The organism is Actinacidiphila acidipaludis (assembly GCF_019890725.1).
GTDB classification, from domain to species: domain Bacteria; phylum Actinomycetota; class Actinomycetes; order Streptomycetales; family Streptomycetaceae; genus Actinacidiphila; species Actinacidiphila acidipaludis.
This window is the reverse complement of record NZ_JAINZZ010000083.1, coordinates 1-24,817: the sequence shown is the minus strand read 5'-3', so window position 1 is coordinate 24,817 and position 24,817 is coordinate 1. Positions and strand designations below refer to the sequence as shown.

The 24,817-nt window shown below is 71.3% G+C and carries 15 protein-coding genes and 1 pseudogene; 11 read left to right on the top strand and 5 right to left on the bottom strand.

What is annotated here, in order from left to right; translation table 11 throughout:
* Positions 1-48 precede the first annotated feature (48 nt).
* Positions 49-1,011: a DUF7847 domain-containing protein gene (locus tag K7862_RS34490; protein ID WP_222969245.1), complete on the bottom strand. Its 963-nt coding sequence runs from the start codon at positions 1,009-1,011 to the stop codon at positions 49-51.
* Positions 1,012-1,526: 515 nt separating this feature from the next.
* On the opposite strand from K7862_RS34490, the gene mtnA reads away from it, so the two are divergent.
* The 7 genes and pseudogenes from mtnA to K7862_RS34455 all read left to right on the top strand — a co-directional run.
* Complete coding sequence (gene mtnA, locus K7862_RS34485) at positions 1,527-2,594, top strand: S-methyl-5-thioribose-1-phosphate isomerase (RefSeq protein WP_222969243.1); 1,068 nt, start codon at positions 1,527-1,529, stop codon at positions 2,592-2,594.
* A gap of 173 nt (positions 2,595-2,767) precedes the next feature.
* Positions 2,768-3,457, top strand: a complete 690-nt coding sequence (gene mtrA, locus K7862_RS34480; RefSeq protein WP_202452062.1) for an MtrAB system response regulator MtrA — start codon at positions 2,768-2,770, stop codon at positions 3,455-3,457.
* A 1-nt stretch (position 3,458) separates the two neighbouring features.
* Positions 3,459-5,429, top strand: a complete 1,971-nt coding sequence (gene mtrB / locus K7862_RS34475) for an MtrAB system histidine kinase MtrB (protein ID WP_222969241.1) — start codon at positions 3,459-3,461, stop codon at positions 5,427-5,429.
* The gene (locus tag K7862_RS34470) at positions 5,429-7,282 is read left to right on the top strand and encodes an LpqB family beta-propeller domain-containing protein (RefSeq protein ID WP_222969239.1); all 1,854 of its coding nucleotides are present in this window, start codon (positions 5,429-5,431) and stop codon (positions 7,280-7,282) included. Before mtrB ends, K7862_RS34470 begins: the two co-directional genes overlap by 1 nt.
* A gap of 339 nt (positions 7,283-7,621) precedes the next feature.
* Positions 7,622-8,191, top strand: coding sequence for a ComF family protein (locus tag K7862_RS34465; RefSeq protein WP_308012347.1), 570 nt, complete (start codon positions 7,622-7,624; stop codon positions 8,189-8,191).
* A 275-nt stretch (positions 8,192-8,466) separates the two neighbouring features.
* Positions 8,467-9,150: a ribosome hibernation-promoting factor, HPF/YfiA family gene (gene hpf / locus K7862_RS34460; protein WP_222969236.1), complete on the top strand. Its 684-nt coding sequence runs from the start codon at positions 8,467-8,469 to the stop codon at positions 9,148-9,150.
* A 194-nt stretch (positions 9,151-9,344) separates the two neighbouring features.
* Positions 9,345-10,007: pseudogene (locus K7862_RS34455) on the top strand (response regulator); the annotation flags it as partial.
* A gap of 48 nt (positions 10,008-10,055) precedes the next feature.
* Here the strand turns inward: K7862_RS34455 and K7862_RS34450 are convergent.
* A complete protein-coding gene (locus tag K7862_RS34450) occupies positions 10,056-11,243 on the bottom strand; it encodes a winged helix-turn-helix domain-containing protein (RefSeq protein WP_222969234.1) in 1,188 nt (395 codons plus the stop codon).
* 116 nt (positions 11,244-11,359) lie between these two features.
* Complete coding sequence (locus K7862_RS34445) at positions 11,360-11,947, bottom strand: GNAT family N-acetyltransferase (protein WP_222969232.1); 588 nt, start codon at positions 11,945-11,947, stop codon at positions 11,360-11,362.
* 177 nt (positions 11,948-12,124) lie between these two features.
* Here K7862_RS34445 and secA point away from each other — a divergent pair, with 177 nt between their 5' ends.
* Complete coding sequence (secA, locus tag K7862_RS34440; RefSeq protein WP_222969230.1) at positions 12,125-14,929, top strand: preprotein translocase subunit SecA; 2,805 nt, start codon at positions 12,125-12,127, stop codon at positions 14,927-14,929.
* A gap of 151 nt (positions 14,930-15,080) precedes the next feature.
* Here secA and K7862_RS38040 read toward each other — a convergent pair whose 3' ends face one another.
* A complete protein-coding gene (locus K7862_RS38040) occupies positions 15,081-15,413 on the bottom strand; it encodes an Rv3235 family protein (protein WP_308012346.1) in 333 nt (110 codons plus the stop codon).
* A gap of 326 nt (positions 15,414-15,739) precedes the next feature.
* Between K7862_RS38040 and K7862_RS34430 the strand changes: the two genes are divergently transcribed.
* From K7862_RS34430 to K7862_RS34420, 3 genes are all read left to right on the top strand, one after another.
* Positions 15,740-16,246 (top strand): DUF6912 family protein, encoded by a 507-nt coding sequence (locus K7862_RS34430; RefSeq protein WP_222969226.1) that lies wholly within the window; start codon positions 15,740-15,742, stop codon positions 16,244-16,246.
* A gap of 111 nt (positions 16,247-16,357) precedes the next feature.
* Positions 16,358-17,011: an HAD family hydrolase gene (locus tag K7862_RS34425; RefSeq protein WP_222969224.1), complete on the top strand. Its 654-nt coding sequence runs from the start codon at positions 16,358-16,360 to the stop codon at positions 17,009-17,011.
* Positions 17,012-17,276: 265 nt separating this feature from the next.
* Positions 17,277-22,232 carry an NAD-glutamate dehydrogenase gene (locus tag K7862_RS34420; protein ID WP_222969222.1) on the top strand — a complete coding sequence of 1,652 codons (4,956 nt, stop codon included), beginning with the start codon at positions 17,277-17,279 and terminating at the stop codon, positions 22,230-22,232.
* 126 nt (positions 22,233-22,358) lie between these two features.
* On the opposite strand, the gene K7862_RS34415 is transcribed toward K7862_RS34420, so the two are convergent.
* Positions 22,359-24,365 carry a serine/threonine-protein kinase gene (locus tag K7862_RS34415; RefSeq protein ID WP_308012345.1) on the bottom strand — a complete coding sequence of 669 codons (2,007 nt, stop codon included), beginning with the start codon at positions 24,363-24,365 and terminating at the stop codon, positions 22,359-22,361.
* Positions 24,366-24,817: the final 452 nt, after the last annotated feature.

Here is a 24,817-nt window from a genome sequence, read left to right as displayed (position 1 = left end):
AAGCCCCCGCCCCCGAGTAATCGGGGGCGGGGGCTTTTTGTCGTTCCGTCAGTTCTCTCGTGTGGCGTTGATGAGCTCGATGTCGAGCGACTCACGCCGGATGCGCTGGTCGAGGTAGAGCAGCGTCGTGCAGCCGGCCGTGAGAGGCAGGCTGATCGCGCTGCCGATCGTGCCGCCCACGCCGGCGATGATGAGATACGTCCAACTGGGCGCGTTTCCCGCGTCGAAGAGGCCGCCGCCGCCATCGCCGGCGAGCGCGCTGCCCACCAGGACGAACGGAAGAGCGATGAGCGACGTCGCGATACCGACCAAGAACACGGCCAGCAGCTGGACACCCAGCACACGCCACCACGAGCCGGTCACCAGCTTCCACGAGCGCTTCATGGACGCCAGAACACCCTGCTTCTCCAATGCCAGCGCCGGTGCCGTCAGGCACAGTTGGATGTACAGCCAGACCATCACCAAGCCGCCGGCCAGTCCGCCGAGCAGGCCCAGCGCAGCGCCGGCGTCCTTCGAACCGGACGCGGCGATCAGCACGCCGGGCAACGATCCGAGGCCGATGGTCAGGCAGGCGATCAGGGGCATCAGGAGTGCGAGGCCGAGGAGGTGCGGCAGCCCCTCGCGTGCGTCGCGGCGCAGTTCGGACGTCGTGACGTCGCGTCCCAGAACCGCCCGGCTGACCACCGTGGCCATCAGCGCTGTCGTGATGACCGAGGCGAACATGGTCACCAGCAAGGTGAGTCCGCTCGTGGCCAGTGTTCCGCTCAGCGCGTGCACGATGTCGCTCGCGGTCGGCCGAGGGTTGTTCCGCAGGTCGTTCAGACGGCTGGAATCGGAGAAGCGGTGCTCGAGCACCACCGTGACCGTCTCGGTGACGAAACCGATGGCGGCCGTGAATCCGATGACCTTCCGCCAGTGGAGGCGCAGCGTCGCGATCGCTCCGTCGAGGATGTCGCCGAAGCCGACGGGCCGCAGCGGCAGGACACCTGGCTTCGGCGCCGGCGGCTGCATGCCCCAGGCGACAGGGTGCGGCTGCCAGCCGCCGGGCCGCTGTCCGCCGGCGTAGGGGGCGCCTCCCGCGGCGGGTCCCCAGCGCGGACCGCCCTGGTGCGGAGCTCGCGGCGCGGGCGGCTTCACAGCGCCCGGCGGTGGCGTCCAGCGGGCCCATCCGCCTTCGGTGGGCGGCGGCTGGTGCTGTGCCCAGCCCGGGGGATTCCCGGCGGTGGGCTGTTGCGCGTTCTCCGGGTTCGCCTGCACTGCGTCGTCCGCGGGAGCGCTCGGCTCGGGGATGCGCGGTGCCGTCGAGGACGTCGAGGACGTCGAAGGGGAGGGGGAGTTGGACGGAGTGGGCGTCGTGGGGCTGTCGCCGTCGTCCGGCTCTGAGGAGTCGGAGGATCCGGGCGTCCCGCCCGGAGTGGTGGTCATGGAGGCTGCCCCTTCGTGTTGCTTGATCTACGCGGTGCTGTACGGGCGCCCATCGTGCCACGGCCTGCCGTCAAGCCGGGCCGGCAGGGCAGACTGAGGGAATGGGTGATCACCTCGCGCAGTCCGATGTACGGCCGGAGAACAACGGCGCCATCCCCGCTCTGCGATGGGAGGAGCCGCCGGAGGGCCCGGTCCTGGTCCTGCTCGACCAGACACGGCTTCCCCACGAGGAGGTCGAGCTGGTGTGCACCGACGTCCAGGCCCTGGTCGGCGCCATACGGTCGCTGGCCGTCCGTGGCGCTCCTCTGCTGGGGCTGGCAGGGGCGTACGGGGTCGCGCTGGCCGCGGCCCGAGGCTATGACGTGGAAGACGCGGCGGAGCTGCTGGCGCGGGCCCGGCCGACCGCTGTGAACCTGGAGTACGGCGTCCGCAGGGCCGTCGCGGCCTACCGGGAGGCCGGAGTGGAGCGGGGGCCCGCGGCCGTGCTGGCGGAGGCGAAGGCGCTGCACGCAGAGGACGCGGCGGCGAGCACGGCGATGGCCGGGCACGGCGCCGGGCTGCTGGGAGAACTGCTGCCGGGCGGCGGCTACCGGATCCTGACGCACTGCAACACCGGGGCGCTGGTGTCGGGTGGTGAGGGCACGGCGCTGGCCGTGGTGTCCGGCCTGCACCGTGCGGGCGAGCTGCGCCGGCTGTGGGTGGACGAGACACGGCCGCTGCTGCAGGGAGCGCGGTTGACGGCCTACGAGGCGGCCCGGGCGGGGATGCCGTACACGTTGCTGGCCGACACCGCGGCGGGATCCCTCTTCGCCGCGGGCGAGGTCGACGTGGTGCTGGTGGGAGCGGACCGGATCGCCGCCGACGGCGCGACGGCGAACAAGGTGGGCACGTATCCGCTGGCGGTCCTGGCCCGCCACCACGGGGTGCCCTTCGTCGTGGTGGCACCGGTGACCACGGTGGACCTGGCGACGCCCGACGGCGCCTCGATCGAGGTCGAGCAGCGGCCAGGCAGCGAGGTCACGGACCTGGCCCCGTCGCCGCTGGGCACGCAAGCGTACAACCCGGCCTTCGACGTCACGCCACCGGATCTCATCACCGCGATCGTGACGGAGAACGGGGTGGTCTCCCCGGTCACCCCGGAGGGTCTGGCCTCGATCTGCGGAAAGTGATCGGCGGCCAGAACCGCAGGTGAGAGACATGTGGCAGGCTGAGATGCAGGACGCGCCCCCGGTTGTCCACAGGCTCCGTGAAAGAACGGCGCGCAACTGCGGACAACCGTGGACAATGGTCGCGTAGCGTGACCTCGATCACCAAAGGTCACCAGCATCGATATGCAAATGGGATGATGGTCGGTATGAAGGGACGTGTCCTGGTCGTCGACGACGACACTGCGCTGTCAGAGATGCTCGGCATCGTGCTGCGTGGAGAGGGTTTCGAGCCGTCGTTCTGCGCGGACGGTGACAAGGCGCTGGCCGCATTCCGGGAGACCAAGCCTGATCTGGTGCTCCTGGACCTGATGCTGCCCGGCAGGGACGGCATCGACGTCTGCCGGCAGATCCGGGCCGAGTCCGGCGTGCCGATCGTCATGCTCACGGCCAAGAGCGACACCGTGGACGTGGTGGTCGGTCTGGAGTCGGGTGCGGACGACTACGTCATCAAGCCGTTCAAGCCCAAGGAACTGGTGGCCCGTGTGCGGGCGCGGCTGCGCCGTGCCGAGGAGCCCACGCCGGAGCAGCTCGCGATAGGTGACCTGGTCATCGACGTGGCCGGTCACTCGGTCAAGCGTGACGGCCAGCCGATCGCGCTGACCCCGCTGGAGTTCGATCTGCTCGTGGCGCTGGCCCGCAAGCCGTGGCAGGTGTTCACCCGTGAGGTGCTGCTGGAGCAGGTCTGGGGATACCGCCACGCCGCGGACACCCGCCTGGTCAACGTGCATGTGCAGCGCCTGCGCTCGAAGGTGGAGCAGGATCCCGAGCGCCCGGAGATCGTCGTGACGGTCCGAGGTGTCGGCTACAAGGCCGGACCCGGCTGACATGAGCGCATCGTACGAGCGCGAGCGTCTGGAGAGCCGGCTGGTCGACCCCATGCAGGGGTTGCTGCCGGTGATCCGCTCGTGCGTGCGCTGGGCACGACGTCCGCTGCAGCCCGCGGTCCGGCTGTGGCGGCGGAACCTCCAGTTGCGCGTCGTCGCCTTCACGCTGCTCATGTCGGTCGGCGTCGTGCTGCTGCTCGGCTTCGTGGTCATCGGGCAGGTCAAGAACGGCCTGCTCGACGCCAAGGAGAAGGCCGCGGAGAACCAGGCGATCAGCGGGTTCTCCATCGCCCAGAGCATGGCGGACAAGGGCAGCCAGTCACGTGGTGCCTCCGGGTCGGGCACGCCTCAGGGCAGCATCGACTCCGGCACCTGGCTGAACAACCTGGTCCAGCAGTTCGCCAGCGGCGGCAAGGGCGTGTACTGGATCGCGACGCTGAGCCCCGGCGCGGGCGACGCGCAGCAGCTCGGTGAGGGCAGTGTCAACGCGCGCGGGCCGCGCGGCTCGGGCAGCATCCTCCCCGAGGCGAGCATCCCCCGCTCGCTCAGCGACTCCGTCGAGGCGCACACCGGTGCGCTCGAGCAGTACACGACGGTCTACACCGACGACGGCAATGCGCCGAAGCCGGCGCTGGCCATCGGCAAGCGGCTGACGGACATCAACGGCACGACCTACCAGCTTTACTACCTGTTCCCCTTCGACCAGGAGCAGAAGACGCTCGGCCTGGTCAAGGGCACCCTCGCCACCGCGGGCATCTTCGTGGTGGTGCTGCTCGGCGCGATCGCCTGGCTGGTGACGAGACAGGTGGTCACCCCGGTCCGGATGGCCGCCGGCATCGCCGAGCGGCTGGCGGCCGGACGGCTGCAGGAACGCATGCAGGTCACCGGCGAGGACGACATCGCGCGCCTCGGCGAGTCCTTCAACAAGATGGCGCAGAACCTCCAGGTCAAGATCCAGCAGCTGGAGGACCTGTCTCGGATGCAGCGCCGCTTCGTCTCCGACGTCTCGCACGAACTGCGGACGCCGCTGACCACGGTGCGTATGGCCGCGGACGTCATCCACGACGCCCGTGAGGACTTCGACCCGGCGACGTCCAGGTCGGCCGAGCTGCTGCAGAACCAGCTGGACCGCTTCGAGTCGCTGTTGTCCGACCTGCTGGAGATCAGCCGGTTCGACGCCGGCGCCGCCGAGCTGGCCGCGGAGCCGATAGACCTGCGCGAGGTCGTCCGGCGCGTGGTGGAAGCCGCGGAACCGCTCGCCGAGCGCAAGGGCAGCCGCGTGGTCATACGCGGTGAAGCCCTGCCGGTGATAGCGGAGGCCGACCCGCGCCGTGTGGAGCGGGTGCTGCGCAACCTGGTGGTCAACGCGATCGAGCACGGTGATGGCCGGGACGTCGTCGTCCGGCTCGCGACGGCCGACGGCGCGGTCGCCGTGGCCGTCCGCGACTACGGCGTGGGACTGAAGCCGGGTGAGGCCACCCGCGTGTTCAACCGGTTCTGGCGCGCCGACCCCGCGCGTGCCCGCACGACCGGCGGCACCGGCCTGGGCCTGTCCATCGCGGTCGAGGACGCACGGCTGCACGGCGGCTGGCTCCAGGCGTGGGGCGAGCCCGGTGGCGGTTCGCAGTTCCGGATGACGCTGCCGAGGACCGCAGGCGACAGCCTGCGGGGATCCCCGATCCCGCTGGAGCCGGAGGACTCGCGCCGCAACCGCGGTCTGTCCACTTCGGGCCTGCCCGGGAGGCCCGGCGCCTCGCAGGCGGCGGTGCCGATGCCGCGCAGCGGTGGCGGCGACGTGCCGCCGCAGGGCTTCGCGAGCCGCGACGCCCTGGCGAACGGCACACCGATGCCCGCGATACCGCCGATGCCGAGCGTGCAGGCGCGTCCGCCGGCCGCCGACCCGGCGGCGCTGCCGGGAAGCGGCTCACGCGTCGTGGGGCACAAGGGAACAGCGCGGGAGGACGACGTCTGATGGGTGCGTTGGGGGGCCGGCGACGGCTGCTGCACGGCGTGCTGCCGCTGGGTGTGACGTTGCTGCTCGCGGGCTGTGCCTCGATGCCCAGCAGCGGCGAGGTCCGCAAGATCGGGGACGGTCAGCGGGCCGACGCCGACTCGCAGGTGCGCGTGTTCGGCATCCCGCCGCATCCCGGTGAGTCGCCTCAGGAGATCGTCAGCGGTTTCCTGGAGGCCACCACCAGTGGTGAGGCGAACTTCTCGACGGCGAAGAAGTACCTGACCAAACACGCGTCCACTGGGTGGGATCCCTTCGGCAAGATCACCATCGTCTCCGGGCTGGCGCAGCCGGTCGAGACGGTCGGGACCAGCCACCCGGACGGGTACTCCACCGTGACCGTCACCAGCACCCAGGTGGCGACCGTCGACACCAAGCACGGCTACCTGCCGGCGCAGGATCCGTCGAGCAGGGACGACTTCCAGGCGTCGTTCGGCCTGGTCAAGCAGAGCGGCGAGTGGCGGATCGACGGGCTGCCGGGTGGTCTGGCGCTGTCCCAGTCGGACTTCCAGCGGATATACCACTCGGTCAATATGTACTACTTCGCCGATCTGGGCCCGGACGGGCGCGGCTCCGGCGGCGGCAGCCAGACGCTCGTGGCCGACCCGGTCTACCTGCGCAACCAGAATGACTCGCTGGAGTCCACGGTGTCCGCGCTGCTCGACGGTCCCACCGACTGGCTGCGGCCGGTGGTGACCACCGCGGCGCCCGCCGGTGTGCGGCTGGACGGCGCGGGGCCGGACCACGGCGTGTCCCTGGACGACTCGCAGCAGCTGACGGTGCGTCTGGACCACAAGGCCGACAGGCTCCGCGGGCAGCGCTGCGTCCAGTTGGCGGCCCAGCTCTTCGCGACCGTGCAGGCTCAGGCGTCGGCCAAACTGTCGTCGGCGGAGATCCAGCACGCGAACGGCACGACGGCCTGCAACCTGCCCAGCGCGCAGGCCGAGGCGTACGGGCCGGAGAATCTGGTCGGGTCGACGACGCGGCAGTACTACATCCGGTCCGACAGCTCGCACCGCTTGATGGAACTCGCCGGGGACAGCACCACGACCACGCAGTTGACCGCCGGGGCGGTGGCCGGGCCGTTCGGCGGGGACAAGGCCGGCCTGGAGTCGGTCGCCGTCCGCCGTGACGAGCAGGTCGCCGCAGGGGTGCGCAACGGCGGGCGTCAGCTGGTCGTCGCGTCCCTGACGGGCGGTGACTCGATGCCGTCGGCCGTGCTGACCAGCACCGCCACCGACGCCAAGAACGGCCTGAGCGCGCCCAGTTGGGACGGGCTCGGGGACCTGTGGGTGGCCGACCGCAGCAGCCGGCCGTCGCAGCTCAAGGTGCTGGTGGGCGGCCGGGGCCCCGCTGCGCCGGTGTCGATGCCGCATCAGTCGGGCCGGATCGAGTCCCTGAAGGTCGCCTCGGACGGCGTGCGGATCGCCCTGATCGTGACCCAGAAGGGCGTGTCGAGCCTGGAGATCGGCCGTGTCCAGCGCGGAGGGACGCCTGAGCACCCGACGTTCTCCGTGACCGGGCTGCGCGTCCTCCCCTCGGACGACAACGTGGTCTCGGTGGCGTGGGCGGGCGCGAGCCGTCTGGTGGTGCTGGCCAACCAGTCCGGCGTCCAGCAGATCGCGTACATGAGCACGGACGGCTCGGCCGGTGCGGCGCTCCAGGGGGTCAGCGAGGCGGCCTCGGTGGCCGCCTCGGAGGACCAGAGCCGGCCGCTGCTGGCCGCCTACAACGGCAGCGTGTACCTGCTGCCCGCGGACACCAACTGGAAGCAGATCGCTCCGAAGGGCGTCAGCCCGGTCTACCCGGGCTGACGGCCCGGCGGCCGCGGATCCGGCCGTCGGGTCTCGACCCGCCGAGGCCCGCTCGACCGAAGCCCGGCCTGCGGTGCGGCCGCTTCCTGTCGCGCCCCTCCCCTTGCGGCGGCACCGGCTGCTCAGACGCCGTCGCCGGGTTGTCCACAGCCTCGAAAGAGTGACTGGTGGCGGGCCCGCGGCCGCGGGCAGAGTGGAGTCATGCGGGGCTGGTGGCAGGAGATCACCGGACTGGTCCTGCCGGTGGACTGCGCGGGTTGCGGGCGTCCGCGTACAGACCTGTGCGGGCGGTGTGAGGGGCTGCTGGGCGGGGCGGCCTCGGCACGGCAGGTGCGACCGGTGCCGGAGCCGCAGGGGCTGCCACCGGTCTGGGCCGCCGGGCAGTACGGCGACGAGGTGCGGGCGGTGGTCCTGGCGCACAAGGAGCGGGGTGCGCTGGGCCTGGCGCGGCCGCTGGGCGCGGCGCTGGCCGGGGCGGTGCGGCGCATGGGCGCGGCCGGGCCGCTGCTGCTGGTGCCCGTTCCGTCGGCCCGGCGTGCGGTGGCTCAGCGGGGCCACGACGCCACCGCACGGATGGCCCGGGCAGCAGCACGCGAGCTGCGGCGGCAGGGCGTACAGGCGCGGGCTGCGGGCGTTCTGCGGCTGCTGCGGCCGGTCGCCGACCAGACGGCGCTGAGCGGGTCCGGCCGGCTAGTGAACATGTCCGGCGCCATGGCGGCGGCGGGCGGTTCCCGGGGGCTGCTGACGGCCGCGCCGGTCGTTCTGGTGGACGATCTGATGACCACAGGATCGTCACTGACCGTGGCGGCTCGGGCCGTGACTGTGGCCGGCGGACGGGTGACCGGAGCGGCGGTGGTGGCCGGACCGCGGGATCCGGAAGTCCACCCGGATGCCCATCACAGCAGGTAGGAGAGGGGGGAGTTCATCCGAAGGGAGGTATGCCGTCGTTGGGGATGCCGACAGCCACACTCCGGGACTATGTTCGGGGAAGAGGGAAGCGGACACCTGGGGTGTTGATCTTCCCAGTGGGGCAGAAGGAGGTGAAAGCCGCAGCTTCGCGGCACCCGGAAGCCCTGGGGCGGTGAAGCGGCAGCTAACGCAGCGCCGGTCGGGCTGGTGCCCGGCTCGGCCTTCAGTAAAGGGATCGCCCCTGGCACTGGGGTGATCCGGGAACGGAGTTCTGCGTGGACATCGTCGTCAAGGGCCGCAAGACCGAGGTGCCCGAGAGGTTCCGGAAGCACGTGGCCGAGAAGCTGGACAAGATCCAGAAGCTCGACGGCAAGGTGATCAGCCTCGACGTCGAGGTGTCCAAGGAGCTCAATCCCCGGCAGGCGGACCGCTGCGACCGGGTGGAGATCACTCTGAACAGCCGCGGCCCCGTGGTTCGTGCGGAGGCCTCTGCGGCCGACCCGTACGCCGCTCTCGACGTCGCGGTCACCAAGCTGGAGGCCCGGCTGCGCAAGGCGGCGAGCAAGCGGCACACCCGTCGGGGTGTACGCCGGATCCCGGCGGCCGAGGTCGCCTCGGCGGTGCCGGAGGCGGCCCGCCTGAACGGCGACGGCACGCTGGCCGTGGACTCCGCCCCGGAGGAAGTGCCCACCACGAAGATCGGCTCGCTCGAGGTGCAGGGCGAAGGTCCGCTGGTGGTCCGGGAGAAGACGCACGTGGCGACGCCGATGGCCCTCGACCAGGCTCTGTACGAGATGGAACTGGTCGGGCACGATTTCTACCTCTTCGTCGACAGTGACACGAAGCAGCCGAGCGTCGTCTACCGCAGGCACGGCTATGACTACGGCGTGATCCATCTGAACGCCGACGAGACGGGAGCGGAGGCACCGGCGGGGGCCGGCGGCGCGCTGCACCGCTGAACCCGACCGGCAGGAGGAAGGCATTTGGTGCCCCCGGGTCCGTCCTGGGGGCACCAGCACGCGGTGACGTGAAATGCTGGGCCGGCAGTGCTCAACTCCGGTCTGAGGGGGAGGATCTGATGCCGGACTTCGAACACGGGGGCCCCGGCGAGCGGGGCCCGGTTCCGTACGGCGCGCCCGCCGTCCAGACCCCCGCCGAACCCATCAGGGTGCTCGTCGTGGACGACCACGCGCTGTTCCGGCGCGGCCTGGAGATCGTGCTCGCCCAGGAGGAGGACATCCAGGTCGTCGGCGAGGCCGGCGACGGCGCGGAAGCCGTCGAGAAGGCCGCCGATCTGCTGCCCGACATCGTGCTGATGGACGTGCGCATGCCGCGCCGCGGCGGCATCGAGGCGTGCACCTCCATCAAGGAGGTCGCCCCCAGCGCCAAGATCATCATGCTGACCATAAGCGACGAGGAAGCCGACCTCTACGAGGCCATCAAGGCCGGAGCGACCGGCTACCTCCTCAAGGAGATCTCCACCGACGAGGTGGCGACCGCGATCCGGGCGGTGGCCGACGGCCAGTCGCAGATCAGCCCGTCGATGGCGTCGAAGCTGCTGACCGAGTTCAAGTCGATGATCCAGCGCACCGACGAGCGGCGGCTGCTACCCGCGCCCAAGCTCACCGACCGGGAGCTGGAGGTGCTCAAGCTCGTCGCGACCGGCTTGAACAACCGTGACATCGCCAAAGAGCTCTTCATCAGCGAGAACACCGTGAAGAACCACGTCCGCAACATCCTGGAGAAGCTGCAGCTGCACTCCCGGATGGAAGCCGTGGTCTACGCGATGCGCGAGAAGATCCTGGAGATCCGCTGACCGCCCTGGCCGGCCGATCTCCAGGAACCGCTCCCGCCGAGCGGGCCGTCAGCGGCGGTCGTGCGTCTGCTTGACGGCGGCGACCAGCGGGTCGCGCAGGGTCTCGGGCAGCACCCGTTCGACCCGGGCGTCCGTGCAGCCCACCCAGCCGGCCGCCTCTGCGATCGCGTCGGCGGCGGGCTGCACCGCCTTCGGGCCGTTCAGTGACACCTGCCGGGCGATCAAGGTGCGCCCCTCGCGCGCCGGGTCGATCCGGCCGACCAGCCGGCCGCCGGCCAGCAGCGGCATCGCGAAGTAGCCGTGGATCCGCTTCTCCTTGGGCGTGTAGGCCTCCAGCCGATGCGTGAAGCCGAAGATCCGCTCGGTGCGGGGCCGGTCCCAGACCAGTGAGTCGAACGGCGACAGCAGCGTGGTGCGGTGCCGGCCGCGCGGCTCGCTCGCCAGCGCCGCGGGGTCCGCCCACGCCGGTTTGCCCCAGCCCTCGACCTCCACCGGGACCAGGCCGGTGTCCTCTATGACCGCCGTCACCTGCTCGCCCTTGAGCCGGTGGTAGTCGGCGAGGTCCGCGCGGGTGGCCACGCCCATCGCCGCTCCGGCCTGGGCGACGAGGCGGCGCATGCACTCCCGGTCGTCGATGTCGTCGTGGAACAGCTCGTCGGGCACCGCGCGCTCGGCCAGGTCGTAGACCCGCTTCCAGCCGCGGCGCTGTGTGCAGACCACGTCACCGGTGTCCAGCAGCCACTCCACCGCGATCTTGGTCTCCGACCAGTCCCACCAGGGGCCGCCGTTCTTGGCGCCGCCGAGCTGGGTGGAGGTCAGCGGGCCGTCGGCCTTGAGCCGGTCCAGCACCGCGGCGCTGGAGCGTTCTGCGTCGGCCATCACGTGCCAGCGGTGGCCGCGCGCCCGCCGGGCCCGCCGCCGGAAGGCGAAGTGCGGCCACTCCTCGATCGGCAGGATGCAGGCGGCGTGCGACCAGTACTCGAAGGCGTGGTTGTCCGTCCAGTACGCCTGCTCCACCGCCTGCCGGCCGACCGCCCCGAGCCGCGCGTAGGGAATCAGCTCGTGCGACCTGGCCAGCACCGAGATGGTGTCCAGCTGGACCGCGCCCAGACTCCGCAGCACTCCGCGGGTCCCCGCCCGCCGGTCGGGGGCGCCGAGGAAACCCTGGGCCCGCAGGACGATCCTGCGGGCCTCGTCTGCGGACAGAGTGACCTGGGGCGGCTGCACGAGCGTCATACCGGCAAGCGTAGATCCGCCCACTGACAACGCCCCCGACCTGGGGAAACGCCGTCGGCGAAGCCGGGCGGGGCCAGGCCGGGTGCGGTCAGGCGGCGTGCCGTGGGACGGGGCGGTCAGGCGGGGTACGGCAGGTACGGGGTGGCGGTCGGGCGGTCCCAGTCCGACGGCAGCAGGGAGCCGGCCCAGGCGTCCCGGCGCGTTCCCTGGTACACGACCTTGGACCGGATCGTCCCCTCCATCACGAAGCCGACCTTGCGCGCCACCGCGCGCGAGCCCTCGTTGCCCGCCTCGGCGTACCACTCGATGCGCTCCACCCCGAGCGACTCGAAGGCCCAGGCGCAGACCGCGCGTGCGGCCTCGGCGGTGTAGCCCTTGCCGCGCTGCTCCTTCGCGGTCCAGTAACCGAGCTCGGCCTGGAGCTGCGGGGCCGCCAGCTGTCCCAGCCGCAGCAGACCCATGGAACCGACGAGAAGGCCGCCCTCGCGCGTGAAGACCCCGAGGTTGTAGAGGGAGTCCTCACGCCAGCCGTCGCCGCAGATCCGCTCGATGAACTCCGACGCGTGCTCGCGCGTGTACGGCGAGGGCACGGAGGTCCAGCGCGGAATCTCGGGATCCTGGCAGGCGGCGACCACCGCGTCGACGTCCGCGGACGTCAACGGGCGCAGTGTCAGACGGTCGGTCGTGAGGGTGATCGGCTCCATGGCGCCGAGTATCGCGGAGGCCCCAGCCCGGCGGAAAACCGTTTTGCCGCCGCCGGGCCTCCCGGCCCGATGCTCTCCTCGCTTACGATGGCCGTTGCAGCGGGCCTATACATCACGATCCCCGCTGTGCCCAGCGCGGAAGCCGCGCCAGGCCCGACCGGCAAGGAGCCAGCCTACGTGTCCGTCATCAGCAAGATCATGCGTGCAGGTGAAGGCAAGATCCTGCGCAAGCTGCACCGCATCGCGGACCAGGTGAATTCCATCGAAGAGGACTTCATCAACCTCACCGATGCCGAGCTGAGGGCCCTCACCGACGAGTACAAGGAGCGCTACGCCGAGGGCGAGTCCCTCGACGACCTGCTCCCCGAGGCGTTCGCCACCGTCCGTGAGGCCGCCAAGCGCGTGCTGGGCCAGCGCCACTACGACGTGCAGCTCATGGGTGGTGCCGCGCTGCACCTGGGCTACGTCGCCGAGATGCGCACCGGCGAGGGCAAGACCCTGGTCGGCACGCTGCCCGCATACCTCAACGCCATCTCCGGCAAGGGCGTGCACCTGATCACGGTCAACGACTACCTCGCCGAGCGCGACTCGGAGTGGATGGGCCGCGTGCACCGCTTCCTGGGCCTGGAGGTCGGCTGCATCCTGGCCAACATGTCGCCCGCCGAGCGCCGCGAGCAGTACGCCTGCGACATCACCTACGGCACCAACAACGAGTTCGGCTTCGACTACCTCCGGGACAACATGGCCTGGTCGAAGGACGAACTGGTCCAGCGCGGCCACAACTTCGCGATCGTCGACGAGGTCGACTCGATCCTGGTCGACGAGGCCCGGACCCCGCTGATCATCTCCGGCCCGGCCGACCAGGCCACCAAGTGGTACAGCGACTTCGCCCGTCTGGTGAAGCGGCTGAACCGCGGCGAGGCCGGCGCCATCGGCAAGGAGGAGACCGGGGACTACGACGTCGACGAGAAGAAGCGCACCGTCGCCATCCACGAGTCGGGCGTCTCCAAGGTCGAGGACTGGCTGGGCATCGACAACCTCTACGAGTCGGTCAACACCCCGCTGGTCGGTTACCTCAACAACGCGATCAAGGCCAAGGAGCTCTACAAGAACGACAAGGACTACGTCGTCATGGACGGCGAGGTCATGATCGTCGACGAGCACACCGGCCGTATCCTCGCCGGCCGCCGCTACAACGAGGGCATGCACCAGGCGATCGAGGCGAAGGAAGGGGTGGAGATCAAGGACGAGAACCAGACCCTCGCCACGATCACCCTCCAGAACTTCTTCCGTCTGTACGACAAGCTCTGCGGCATGACCGGTACGGCCATGACCGAGGCCGCCGAGTTCCACCAGATCTACAAGCTCGGTGTCGTCCCGATCCCGACGCACCGCGCGGTGGCGCGTGTCGACCGCGCCGACCTGATCTACCGCACGGAGGAGGCGAAGTTCGCCGCCGTCGTGGAGGACATCGTCGAGAAGCACGAGAAGGGCCAGCCGGTCCTGGTCGGCACCGTCTCCGTCGAGAAGTCCGAGTACCTGTCGGCGCAGCTGTCCAAGCGCGGCATCCCGCACGAGGTGCTGAACGCCAAGCAGCACGACCGTGAGGCGACGATCGTCGCGCAGGCCGGCCGCAAGGGCGCCGTCACCGTCGCCACCAACATGGCCGGGCGTGGCACCGACATCAAGCTCGGCGGCAACCCCGACGACCTCGCCGAGGCGGAGCTGCGGCAGCGCGGCCTGGACCCGGTCGAGCACGTCGAGGAGTGGGCCGCGGCGCTGCCGGAGGCGCTGGAGCGCGCCGAGGCGGCCGTGAAGGCGGAGTTCGAGGAGGTCAAGGACCTCGGCGGCCTGTACGTGCTGGGCACCGAGCGCCACGAGTCCCGCCGGATCGACAACCAGCTGCGCGGTCGTTCCGGCCGTCAGGGCGACCCGGGCGAGTCCCGCTTCTACCTGTCGCTGGGCGACGACCTGATGCGTCTGTTCAAGGCGCAGATGGTCGAGCGCGTGATGTCCATGGCCAACGTGCCGGACGATGTGCCGATCGAGAACAAGATGGTCACCCGCGCCATCGCCTCCGCCCAGTCGCAGGTGGAGCAGCAGAACTTCGAGATCCGCAAGAACGTCCTGAAGTACGACGAGGTGCTCAACCGGCAGCGCGAGGTCATCTACGGCGAGCGCCGCCGGGTCCTGGAGGGCGAGGACCTGCGCGAGCAGGTGCAGCACTTCATGGACGACACGATCGAGGCCTACATCGACGCCGAGACCCGCGAGGGCTTCGCCGAGGACTGGGACCTGGACCGGCTGTGGGGCGCCTTCCGGCAGCTCTACCCGATCACCGTGACCATCGACGAGCTCGAGGACGCGGCGGGCGACCGGGCCGGGATCACCGCCGAGTTCATCGGCGAGTCGGTCAAGGACGACATCAACGAGCAGTACGCGGCGCGCGAGAAGCAGCTCGGCGAGGAGATCATGCGCGAGCTGGAGCGGCGCGTGGTGCTCTCGGTGCTGGACCGCAAGTGGCGCGAGCACCTCTACGAGATGGACTACCTCCAGGAGGGCATCGGCCTGCGCGCGATGGCGCAGCGCGACCCGCTGGTGGAGTACCAGCGTGAGGGCTTCGACATGTTCACGGCCATGATGGACGGCATCAAGGAGGAGTCCGTCGGCTACCTGTTCAACCTGGAGGTCCAGGTCGAGCAGCAGGTCGAGGAGGTCCCCGTGGCCGCCGCCGAGACCGACATCCACGACGCGCCGCCGTCGCTGGTCAAGGAGCGCCCGGAGATCCGCGCCAAGGGCCTGGACGCGCCGAAGCGTGCCGACCGGCTGCAGTTCTCCGCGCCGTCGGTCGACGGTGAGGGCGGTGTCGTCCAGGGCGAGTTCTCCAGCGTCGACGCGGACGGTGCCGAGGAGGCCTCGGACGGTCTGACCCGCGCCGAGCGCCGCCGCGCCGCCAAGGGCGGTCGTCGCCGCAAGAAGTGACCGGGGGCTGCCGCGGCAGCCACCCCTCGTCCACCGGCTCGGGGCCGGGCCGGCGCTGTCGGCCCGGCCCCGAGGCGTTCCGCCGCGCCCCTGCTGCCGCCTCCCCGCCGCCTCCCCGCCGCTTCTGCGCCCGACCGCGCAGGGGCGGGGGTCACCTGGCCGCCACCTCGGTGCAGCGCCAGCGCCGGTGGCCGTATCCGGCTCCGGAGTCCGCGTCGCCGGGCTCCAGGCGGAAGGCCAGGGCCCGGAAGACGTCCTCGTCGAGGGCGACCACCGCGGTGACCTCCAGCGCTCCGCCGGCCGTGCGGAAGTACCGGCAGCGATACACGTAAGGGGTACGGCCGCGGGCCTGCCGGCGCCAGTCCGCGCGGGCGGCCTGCAGCTCCCACAGCCGCTGGTACGCCTCGTCCCTGACCCGGCCGGCCAGGCAGGTCAGCGGCTGCCGGCCGGTGAGCACCTCCAGCAGGCGGCCGGCGAACCACACGTGCGGCGGCAGGGGGCGTGACGCGGGGCGTGCGGCGGCCCCGGGACGGGCGCCGGGACGCCGGGTGTCCCTGCGGCCGGGCGGTGCGGTGCGGACCGGCCTGCGGGCCGCGGGACCGGCCGGGAGGGCCCCTGGATCGCGGCCGGGGACCGGGCGGGGCTGCGGTGGTGTCGTGGTCTCGTGCACGGGTGACCCCCAAAGATCATTTCCGGGTTGCGAGGCCGGTTGTAGGGGGCCGGGGGAGCCCCGGGCAAGCACCGGCGCCGCCGCAGCGGACCGCCGCGAGATTCACCTATCTAGGTGGTGGCGCACGTATGCTTCACGCCATGCGCGTCTATATTCCGACCACTCTCCCGGCGCTCGCCGAAGCCCACGCGGCGGGCCGTATGGGGCCCGCGCCCCTGGACGCCTACGCGGTGACCCCGGCGCTGCGCGAGTGGTACGTCTCGGACGACCTGGAGGAGTTGGAGTACGCGGCGCTGACGCGTGCGGCGCAGGCGTCGCTGCGGCTGCTGGCGGTGAACCCGGACGTGCGGCGGCGGCGCGTGGTCGTCGCCGTCGACGTGGCAGACGAGGCCGTGCGCCACGACCCGGACCGCGGGCTCGACCCCGCGGCGCTCGGCGAGGTGCGGCTGACCCGTGAGGTGCCGCTGGGCGAGGCGGCCGCGGTACATGTCGACGCCGACGACGCGGAGAAGGACGTGAGCGCCGCGGCGGACGCGCTCGGAGCGGCGGACGCCGGCGACGACGACGCCCAGTTCACGGTGGACGGCGCCGAGGACCATGAACTGCTCTGGTACGCGACGCAGGAGATCCCGAACCTGATCGCCTGACCTGCGGTTTCCGCAGGAATTCGGCGTCCGGCCGCCGCGGCGCGGGGCCCTCGCCGGAGTTATCCACAGGGGCAGAACGGGCTGGGGGCCCTCGCGGGTACCTTTCGGATTGTGAACGCGCACCTGGTGTGGGACTGGAACGGCACCCTCTTCCACGACATCGACGCGGTGGTCCAAGCCACCAACGCCTCCTTCGGCGAGATCGGCCTGCCCCCGATCACTCTTCAGCGGTACCGCGAGACGTACTGCGTCCCGGTTCCGCTGTTCTACGAGCGGCTCATCGGACGGCTGCCCACCGACGCCGAGTGGCAGGTCATGGACGCCTCCTTCCACCGGCACTACTGGACGCTGGCGGAGACCTGCGGCCTGGCCGAAGGGGCCGCCGACCTGCTGGCCGCGCGCAGCGCCGCCGGACTCACCCAGTCCCTGTGCTCGCTCGCGCCGCACGACCGTCTGGTCCCGGTCGTCGCCTCGCACGGCATCAGCGGGCACTTCCAGCGGGTGGACGGCCGCACCGACTCCTCGACCGACGGCAAGGCCGCACAGATGGCCCGCCATCTCTCCGCCCTCGGCATCACCGACGCCCGGTCGGTCGTGGTGATCGGCGATGCCCTGGACGACGCCGCGGCAGCCGAACATGTGGGCGCACAGGCAGTCCTCTACACCGGCGGCTCGCACAGCAGGGCCGCTCTGGAGGCGGCCGGCGTCCCGGTCGTCGACACCCTCGCCGAGGCCGTTCACCAGGCAGAACGCATAGCCGGCTGAACTGCGGCACCCCGGTTTCTGTCCAATCGGGCCAAAGCTGTGCGGTGCATTTGTACGAAGTCGGCGCATGACAGCCACCCCGGCCGGAGCGATAGCCTGAGCGGTGTGATCACTGTTGATCCGTGCACCCGGGGCGAATGCGTGCCTAAGGGCACGACGAACCCCTTTTCCGGCATAGCGTCGTCCCGTAGCGGCAACCCCGCGTCACGGTGCGACGTGCCATCACCCGACGTCACGCAATGGCGCGCGACAGGAGTCAGAGGACATGCAGACCAAGCTGGACGAAGCCAAAGCCGAGCTGCTGGAACGGGCAGCCCGGGTCGGTGAGAACAGCCCGGCGGGGGGATTTCCCGGCCAGGGCCTCGACTCAGAGGCGCTGACCGCGTTCCTCAAGTGCTACTACCTGCACAGCGCACCCGAGGACCTGGTGGACCGCGACCCGGTCGACGTCTTCGGAGCAGCCGTCTCGCACTACCGGCTCGCGGAGACGCGGCCACAGGGCACCGCGAACGTCCGGGTGCACACACCGTCGGTCGAGGAGAACGGGTGGCAGAGCAGCCACACCGTCGTGGAGGTCGTCACCGACGACATGCCGTTCCTCGTCGACTCCGTCACCAACGCCCTCACCCAGGCGAACCGGTCCATCCACGTCGTCGTCCACCCCCAGTTCCAGGTACGCCGTGACGTCACCGGCAAACTCCTGGAGGTGCTCGGCTCCGCGGCCTGCAGCCCCGACGAGGAGCAGCTGCCGCACGACGTGCTCGTCGAGTCCTGGATCCACGTCGAGATCGACCGCGAGACCGACCGCGCCGACCTCAAGGAGATCACCGCGGACCTGCGCCGCGTGCTGTCCGACGTGCGCGAATCCGTCGAGGACTGGTCGAAGATGCGCCAGGCCGCGCTGTCCATCGCCGACGAGCTGGCCGCCACCCCGCCGCCGCTGCCCGAGCAGGAGACCGGTGAGGCCTGGGAGCTGATGCGCTGGCTCTCCGAGAACCACTTCACCTTCCTCGGCTACCGCGAGTACGAGCTGATCACCGAGTCGGGCCCGGACGGGGACGAGGACGTCCTGGTCGCGATCCCCGGCACGGGACTGGGCATCCTGCGTTCGGACCCGGTGCACCCGAGCGCCGACACCACCAATCCCGGGCACCCCAACTCGCCGTCGTTCAGCCGGTTGTCGCCCGACTCGCGGGCCAAGGCGCGTGAGCGCAAGCTGCTGATCCTCACCAAGGCGAACAGCCGCTCCACCGTGCACCGGCCCTCCTACCTGGACTACGTCGGCGTCAAGAAGTTCGACGCCGAGGGCAATGTGGTCGGCGAGCGCCGGTTCCTCGGTCTGTTCTCCTCGGTGGCCTACACCGAGTCGGTGCGCCGGGTCCCGGTCATCCGCCGCAAGGTCGAGGAAGTGCTGGACGGCGCCGGCTTCTCGCCGGAGAGCCACGACGGCCGCGACCTGCTGCAGATCCTGGAGACCTATCCGCGCGACGAGCTGTTCCAGACTCCCGTCGACGAGCTGCGGTCCATCGCCACCAGCGTGCTGTACCTCCAGGAGCGCCGCAAACTGCGCCTGTTCCTGCGGCAGGACGAGTACGGCCGCTACTTCTCCGCCCTGGTCTACCTGCCGCGTGACCGCTACACCACCGCGGTCCGGCTCCGGCTGACCGGCATCCTCCAGGAGGAACTGGGCGGCCACAGCGCCGACTTCACCGCCTGGAACACCGAGTCGATCCTGTCCCGGCTGCACTTCGTGATCCGGGTCGACCCCGGCACGGCGCTCCCGGTGATCACCGACGCCGACGTCGAGCGGATCGAGGGCCGCCTGTCGGAGGCCACCCGGTCGTGGAGCGACGGCTTCGCCGAGGCGCTCACCGCCGAGTGCGGCGAGGAGCGGGCCGCCGAGCTGACCCGCCGCTACGCCGAGGCCTTCCCCGACGGCTACCGCTCCGACTTCAGCCCCCGCGCCGCGGTCGCCGACCTCCAGCACATCGAGAGCCTGGGCGACGACGACTTCACGCTCAGCCTCTACGAGCCGGTCGGGGCCGCGCCGGAGGAGCGCCGCTTCAAGATCTACCGCACCGGCGCCCCCGTCTCCCTGTCCGCGGTGCTGCCGGTGCTGCAGCGCCTCGGTGTCGAGGTCGTCGACGAGCGGCCGTACGAGCTGCGGCGCGTCGACAACACGCGGGCATGGGTCTACGACTTCGGTCTGCGGCTCGACCCGGCGCTGGGCGACCTCGGGGACGACGCCCGCGAGCGGTTCCAGGAGGCGTTCGCCGCCACCTGGACCGACCGCGCGGAGAACGACGGCTTCAACTCCCTGGTCCTGCGCGCCGGTCTGGACTGGCGGCAGGCCATGGTGCTGCGCGCCTACGCGAAGTACCTGCGCCAGGCCGGTTCGACCTTCAGCCAGGACTACATGGAGGACACCCTCCGCAACAACGTCCACACCACCCGGCTGCTGGTCAACCTCTTCCAGGCCCGGCTGTCGCCCGACCACCAGCGTGCGGGCAGCGAGCTCACCGACGGCATCCTGGAGGAGCTGGACGGCGCCCTCGACCAGGTCGCGAGCCTCGACGAGGACCGCATCCTCCGGTCGTTCCTCACCCTGATCAAGGCGACGCTGCGGACCAACTTCTTCCAGCGCGACGCCGAGGGCCTGCCGCACGCCTACCTGTCGATGAAGTTCGACCCGCAGGCCATCCCGGACCTCCCGGCGCCCCGCCCGGCGTACGAGATCTGGGTGTACTCGCCGCGCGTCGAGGGCGTGCACCTGCGGTTCGGCAAGGTCGCCCGCGGTGGTCTGCGCTGGTCCGACCGCCGCGAGGACTTCCGCACCGAGGTGCTGGGCCTGGTCAAGGCGCAGATGGTGAAGAACACCGTCATCGTGCCGGTCGGCGCCAAGGGCGGCTTCGTCGGCAAGCGGCTGCCCGACCCGGCGGTCGACCGGGACGCCTGGCTGACCGAGGGCATCGCGTCGTACAAGACGTTCATCTCCGGTCTGCTCGACATCACCGACAACCTGGTCGGCGGCGACGTGGTCCCGCCCAAGGACGTGGTGCGGCACGACGAGGACGACACCTACCTGGTGGTCGCGGCGGACAAGGGCACCGCCTCGTTCTCCGACATCGCCAACGAGGTCGCCGTCTCCTACGGCTTCTGGCTCGGCGACGCGTTCGCCTCCGGTGGCTCGGTCGGCTACGACCACAAGAAGATGGCCATCACGTCCTCCGGCGCCTGGGAGTCGGTGAAGCGGCACTTCCGCGAGACCGGCCACAACACCCAGGAAGAGGACTTCACGGTCGTCGGCGTCGGCGACATGTCCGGTGACGTGTTCGGCAACGGCATGCTGCTGTCGGAGCACATCCGGCTGGTCGCCGCGTTCGACCACCGGCACATCTTCCTGGACCCGAACCCGGACCCCGCCACCTCCTACGCCGAGCGGCGCCGGATCTTCGAGCTGCCGCGCTCCTCGTGGGCGGACTACGACACCTCGCTCATCTCCTCCGGCGGCGGTGTCTTCCCGCGCACCGCCAAGGCCATCCCGATCAATTCCCAGATCCGGGCGGCCCTCGGCATCGAGACCAAGGCGCCCAAGATCACGCCGGCCGAGCTGATGAAGGCGATCCTCCAGGCCCCGGTGGATCTGCTGTGGAACGGCGGCATCGGCACCTATGTGAAGGCGTCGACCGAGACCCACACCGATGTCGGCGACAAGGCCAACGACGCGATCCGGATCGACGGCTCGCAGCTGCGGGTCAAGGTCGTCGGCGAGGGCGGCAACCTCGGCTTCACCCAGCTCGGGCGCATCGAGTTCGCTCGCACCGGCGGCCCCGACGGCACCGGCGGCAGGATCAACACCGACGCGATCGACAACAGCGCCGGCGTGGACGCCTCCGACCACGAGGTCAACATCAAGATCCTGCTGAACAGCGTGGTCGCGGACGGCGACATGACCGTCAAGCAGCGCAACACGCTGCTGGCCGAGATGACCCACGAGGTCGGCAACCTGGTGCTGCGCAACAACTACGCGCAGAACGTCGCCCTGGCCAACAGCATGGCGCAGGCCGACAGCCTGCTCAGCGCCCACCAGCGGTTCATGCGCCGCCTGGTGCGCGACGGGCGCCTGGACCGGGCCCTGGAGTTCCTGCCCACCGACCGGCAGATCCGCGAGCGGGCCGCCGCCGGCCAGGGCCTGACCCAGCCCGAGATGGCGGTGATCCTCGCCTACGCGAAGATCACCGTCGCCGACGAGCTGATCCAGACCGACCTGCCCGACGACCCCTACCTGCGCTCGCTGCTGCACGCCTACTTCCCGGTGCCGTTGCGCGAGCGCTTCGCCGAGGCGATCGACACCCACGCGCTGCACCGCGAGATCGTCACCACGGTGCTGGTCAACGACACGGTCAACAGCGGCGGCACCACCTTCCTGCACCGGTTCCGGGAGGAGATCGGGGCCACCACGGACGAGATCGTGCGGGCGCACACCGCCGCGCGCGTGATCTTCCACCTCGGGCCGATCTGGGACGAGGTGGAGGCGCTGGACAACGTGGTGCCGGCCGACGTCCAGACCCGGATCCGGCTGCACGCGCGGCGGCTGGTCGAGCGCGCCACCCGCTGGCTGCTCAACAACCGACTTCAGCCGCTGCAGATCGCCGAGACCATCGACTTCTTCGCCGAGGGCGTCGCCACGGTCTGGGCGCAGCTTCCGAAGCTGCTCCAGGGCGAAGACCTGGCCTGGTACCAGTCGGTGCACGACGAGCTGACCGGGGCCGGGGTGCCGGAGGAGCTGGCCACGCGGGTCGCGGGCTTCTCCGCCGCGTTCCCGATCCTGGACGTGGTGGACGTCGCGGACCGCACCGGGAACAGCGCGCTGGACGTGGCCGAGGTCTACTTCGACCTGGCGCACCGGCTGCAGATCACCCAGCTGCTCGACCGGATCATCCAGCTCCCCCGGGACGACCGCTGGCAGTCCATGGCGCGGGCCGCGATCCGCGAGGACCTGTTCGCCGCGCACGCCGCCCTCACCGCGGACGTGCTCAGCGCCGGAGCGCCGGGGTCCTCGCCCGAGCAGCGCTACCAGGCGTGGGAGGAGCAGAACTCCGGGCTGGTCAGCCGGGCCCGCACCACCCTGGAGGAGATCCAGGGCGCGGAGGAGTTCGACCTGGCGAGCCTGTCGGTGGCGATGCGGACGTTCCGCACGCTGCTGCGCACACACCGCTGAGCCGGCGGACGGCGGCCACCGCCGACCACGTGCAAGGGGCGGGCCCCACACCCAACGGTGTGGGGCCCGCCCCTTTGTGCTTCACCTCGACCGGTACCCGGACCCGCAGCTCCGGTCGGGTACCCGTCAGCCGGAACCGGGGGACGGCGACTGCGCGTCGGGCAGCCGCCACACGGTGAGCAGCGTGGTGTAGCTGGGCATGGGAGCGGTCATGCTGGTGTCGTCGGACGGGGTCTCGCCGGTGATCTGCAGCATGGCCAGGTTGCCGTCGCTGGTGATCGTGCACAGCACGGTGCCCTTGGTGAAGTACTTGTCGGCGTCCAGGTCGTTCTTGTAGATCTCGCCGGGCAGCGCGTCGGCACCGACACCCGCGCGGCAGGCGTCGAACGACGTCCCCTCCGACTTGCCGAACGTGGTCAGGAACCGCATCGAGCTGCCCGACCAGTCCTGGTACTCGATCTCGAAGCCCTTGGTGTCGCCGATGCCGCCGTTGGGGTCGGCGGTGGCCTTGTCGAGGTCGACGTGCGTGCCGGTGTTGAAGGCGGGCGAGCGCAGGACGAACTTGCGGTCCTTGACGAGCAGTTCGGGCGTGCCGCTGCCGGCCTGGGTGGGATCGGCCGAGGGACCGCCGGACGACTGGCCGTCGTCGGTCGTGGGCGGCGCCTGGGTGGCGGGCGTGGTGGTGGCCTGCGCGGGCGTCGTCGCGCCGGTGCCGCCGGTGGTCGCGTGGCGGCCGTCCGCGGAGGCGCCGTCACCGTCCGACTGCCGGGCGAGGGCGTAGGTCAGGGTCACGGCGAGGACCAGGGCGATGACCATGCCGCCGATCGCCACGACCTTGCGGATACGGCCGTTCGAGCCGGCCGCGGCACCGGCCGCCTGGCCGCCGGGTCCCAGCGGGTCGAGCGGGCCGGTGCCCTGCCCGGCGGCTCCGGGCGGGTATGTCGGGAAGGTGTGCGGCCCGTAGGCCGACGGGGGCGGCGCCGTGGGCGAACCCGTTCCCGCGGTCCACATGCCCGTCGTCGCGGCGGCCGGCGCGCCCGTCGTCCCCGCGGACGGGGGCTGAGCGGGCGGTGCCGGTATGACGGACGGCGCGGCGGGCGGCGCGGCTGAGGGCGCTGCGGGCGCTGAGGGCGGGGCGTCGGGCACCGTCGGACCGGCCACCGGTCCGGTGCCGAGCCCGGCCGGCCCCTCCGGCTGCGGTGGGCGGGCGGCAGCCTCCTCGTGGTGGGCGATGTCCGCCGCCAACGGCCCGGGCAGCCAGCCCGCGAACTCCCGAAGCGGCCGCCCGGCGGCCTGCTCGCACAGGGCGCTCAGCTCGGCCGGCGAGGGCCGGTCGCCGGGTTCGGCGGCCAGGCAGCGTTCGAGCAGGGGGCGCAGGACGTCCGGGTACCCGGACAGGTCCGGCGGGCGGAACGCGGTGTTGGCGATCTTCGCTGCGAGGGTGATCGCACCGGCCGTCCCGTACGGGTGGCGGCCGGTGGCGGCGACGGCCGCGATCAGGCCGAGTGAGAACAGGTCGGTGGCGGGGGTGAGTTCGAGGCCGTTGGCGTGCTCGGGCGACATGAACTGCGGGGTGCCGATGAGGCCGCCGCTGCGGGTGAGCTGGGTGGAGTCGGCCGCCCGCGCGATCCCGAAGTCGATCACCCACGGGCCGTTCGCCGCGAGCAGGATGTTGCTGGGCTTCAGGTCACGGTGGATGACGCCGGCGGCGTGCACCGCCCGCAGGGCCTCGGCGGTGCAGCCCACGAGCTGCAGCACCGCGGGCATCGGGAGGGCGCCGTGCCGGGTGAGCGCTTCGTCCAGGGGCAGACCGGGCACGTAGGTGGTGGCCAGCCAGGGGGGGTCGCCGGTGGTGTCGTGGTCGGCGACCGGCACCACGTGGTAGCCCTGCACCCGCCGGGCCGCCTGCACCTCCTGCTGGAACCGCCGCCGGAACTCCTCGTTCTGCGCGTACTCGCGCCGGATCACCTTCAGCGCGACGGGCTGTCCGCCGCGGGTGTGGGAGAGGTAGACGGTGCCCATGCCGCCCTCGCCGATTCTGGCGAGGAGCCGGTATCCGGCCTGGTCGCGCGGGTCCTGAGGACCGAGCGGCTGGAGCGGACTGGCGTCATCGTGGCTGGCGATGGTCGGCACCCCCCGGTAGACGAACGGGGCACGATGGTATCCGGGTGGAGGAGCGGGTGGCTGACGGGCAGTAACTCGTGGCCGAACCAGTACAGTTCCGCCTCCGGCGCGGTTCTGGGCACTCTCCGGCCGGGTGGGCCGGCTGCTCTCCTCCCGGGGCCCGGGGGCGGCCTTTCCCCGGGTTTCCCGGAGCCCCGGGGTGGGGTGGTTTGCGGTGCGCTGCGCCTGCCTGGGCCGGTGGGGGGGTGCCCGCGCCGTTCCTCGCGCCCCTGGTGGGGCTGGGCCCCATGCCTGTGCGGCGGCTTGTAGATCAGCGCCCCCGGGTGGGGTGGTTTGCGGTGCGCTGCGCCTGCCTGGGCCGGTGGGGGGTTGTTCGCGCTGTTCCTCGCGCCCCTGGTGGGGCTGGGCACGTTGCCTAAGTGGGTACCCGGGTGGGGTGGTTGGGGTTGCGCGTGCGGCAC

Bases quoted from the DNA above. Each gene is read 5' to 3' on its own strand.
- K7862_RS34490 (WP_222969245.1), bottom strand. From the start codon at position 1,011: ATGCAGCCGCCGGCGCCGAAGCCAGGTGTCCTGCCGCTGCGGCCCGTC.
- mtnA (WP_222969243.1), top strand. From the start codon at position 1,527: ATGGGTGATCACCTCGCGCAGTCCGATGTACGGCCGGAGAACAACGGC.
- mtrA (WP_202452062.1), top strand. From the start codon at position 2,768: ATGATGGTCGGTATGAAGGGACGTGTCCTGGTCGTCGACGACGACACT.
- mtrB (WP_222969241.1), top strand. From the start codon at position 3,459: ATGAGCGCATCGTACGAGCGCGAGCGTCTGGAGAGCCGGCTGGTCGAC.
- K7862_RS34470 (WP_222969239.1), top strand. From the start codon at position 5,429: ATGGGTGCGTTGGGGGGCCGGCGACGGCTGCTGCACGGCGTGCTGCCG.
- K7862_RS34450 (WP_222969234.1), bottom strand. From the start codon at position 11,243: ATGACGCTCGTGCAGCCGCCCCAGGTCACTCTGTCCGCAGACGAGGCC.
- K7862_RS34445 (WP_222969232.1), bottom strand. From the start codon at position 11,947: ATGGAGCCGATCACCCTCACGACCGACCGTCTGACACTGCGCCCGTTG.
- K7862_RS34430 (WP_222969226.1), top strand. From the start codon at position 15,740: ATGCGCGTCTATATTCCGACCACTCTCCCGGCGCTCGCCGAAGCCCAC.
- K7862_RS34420 (WP_222969222.1), top strand. From the start codon at position 17,277: ATGCAGACCAAGCTGGACGAAGCCAAAGCCGAGCTGCTGGAACGGGCA.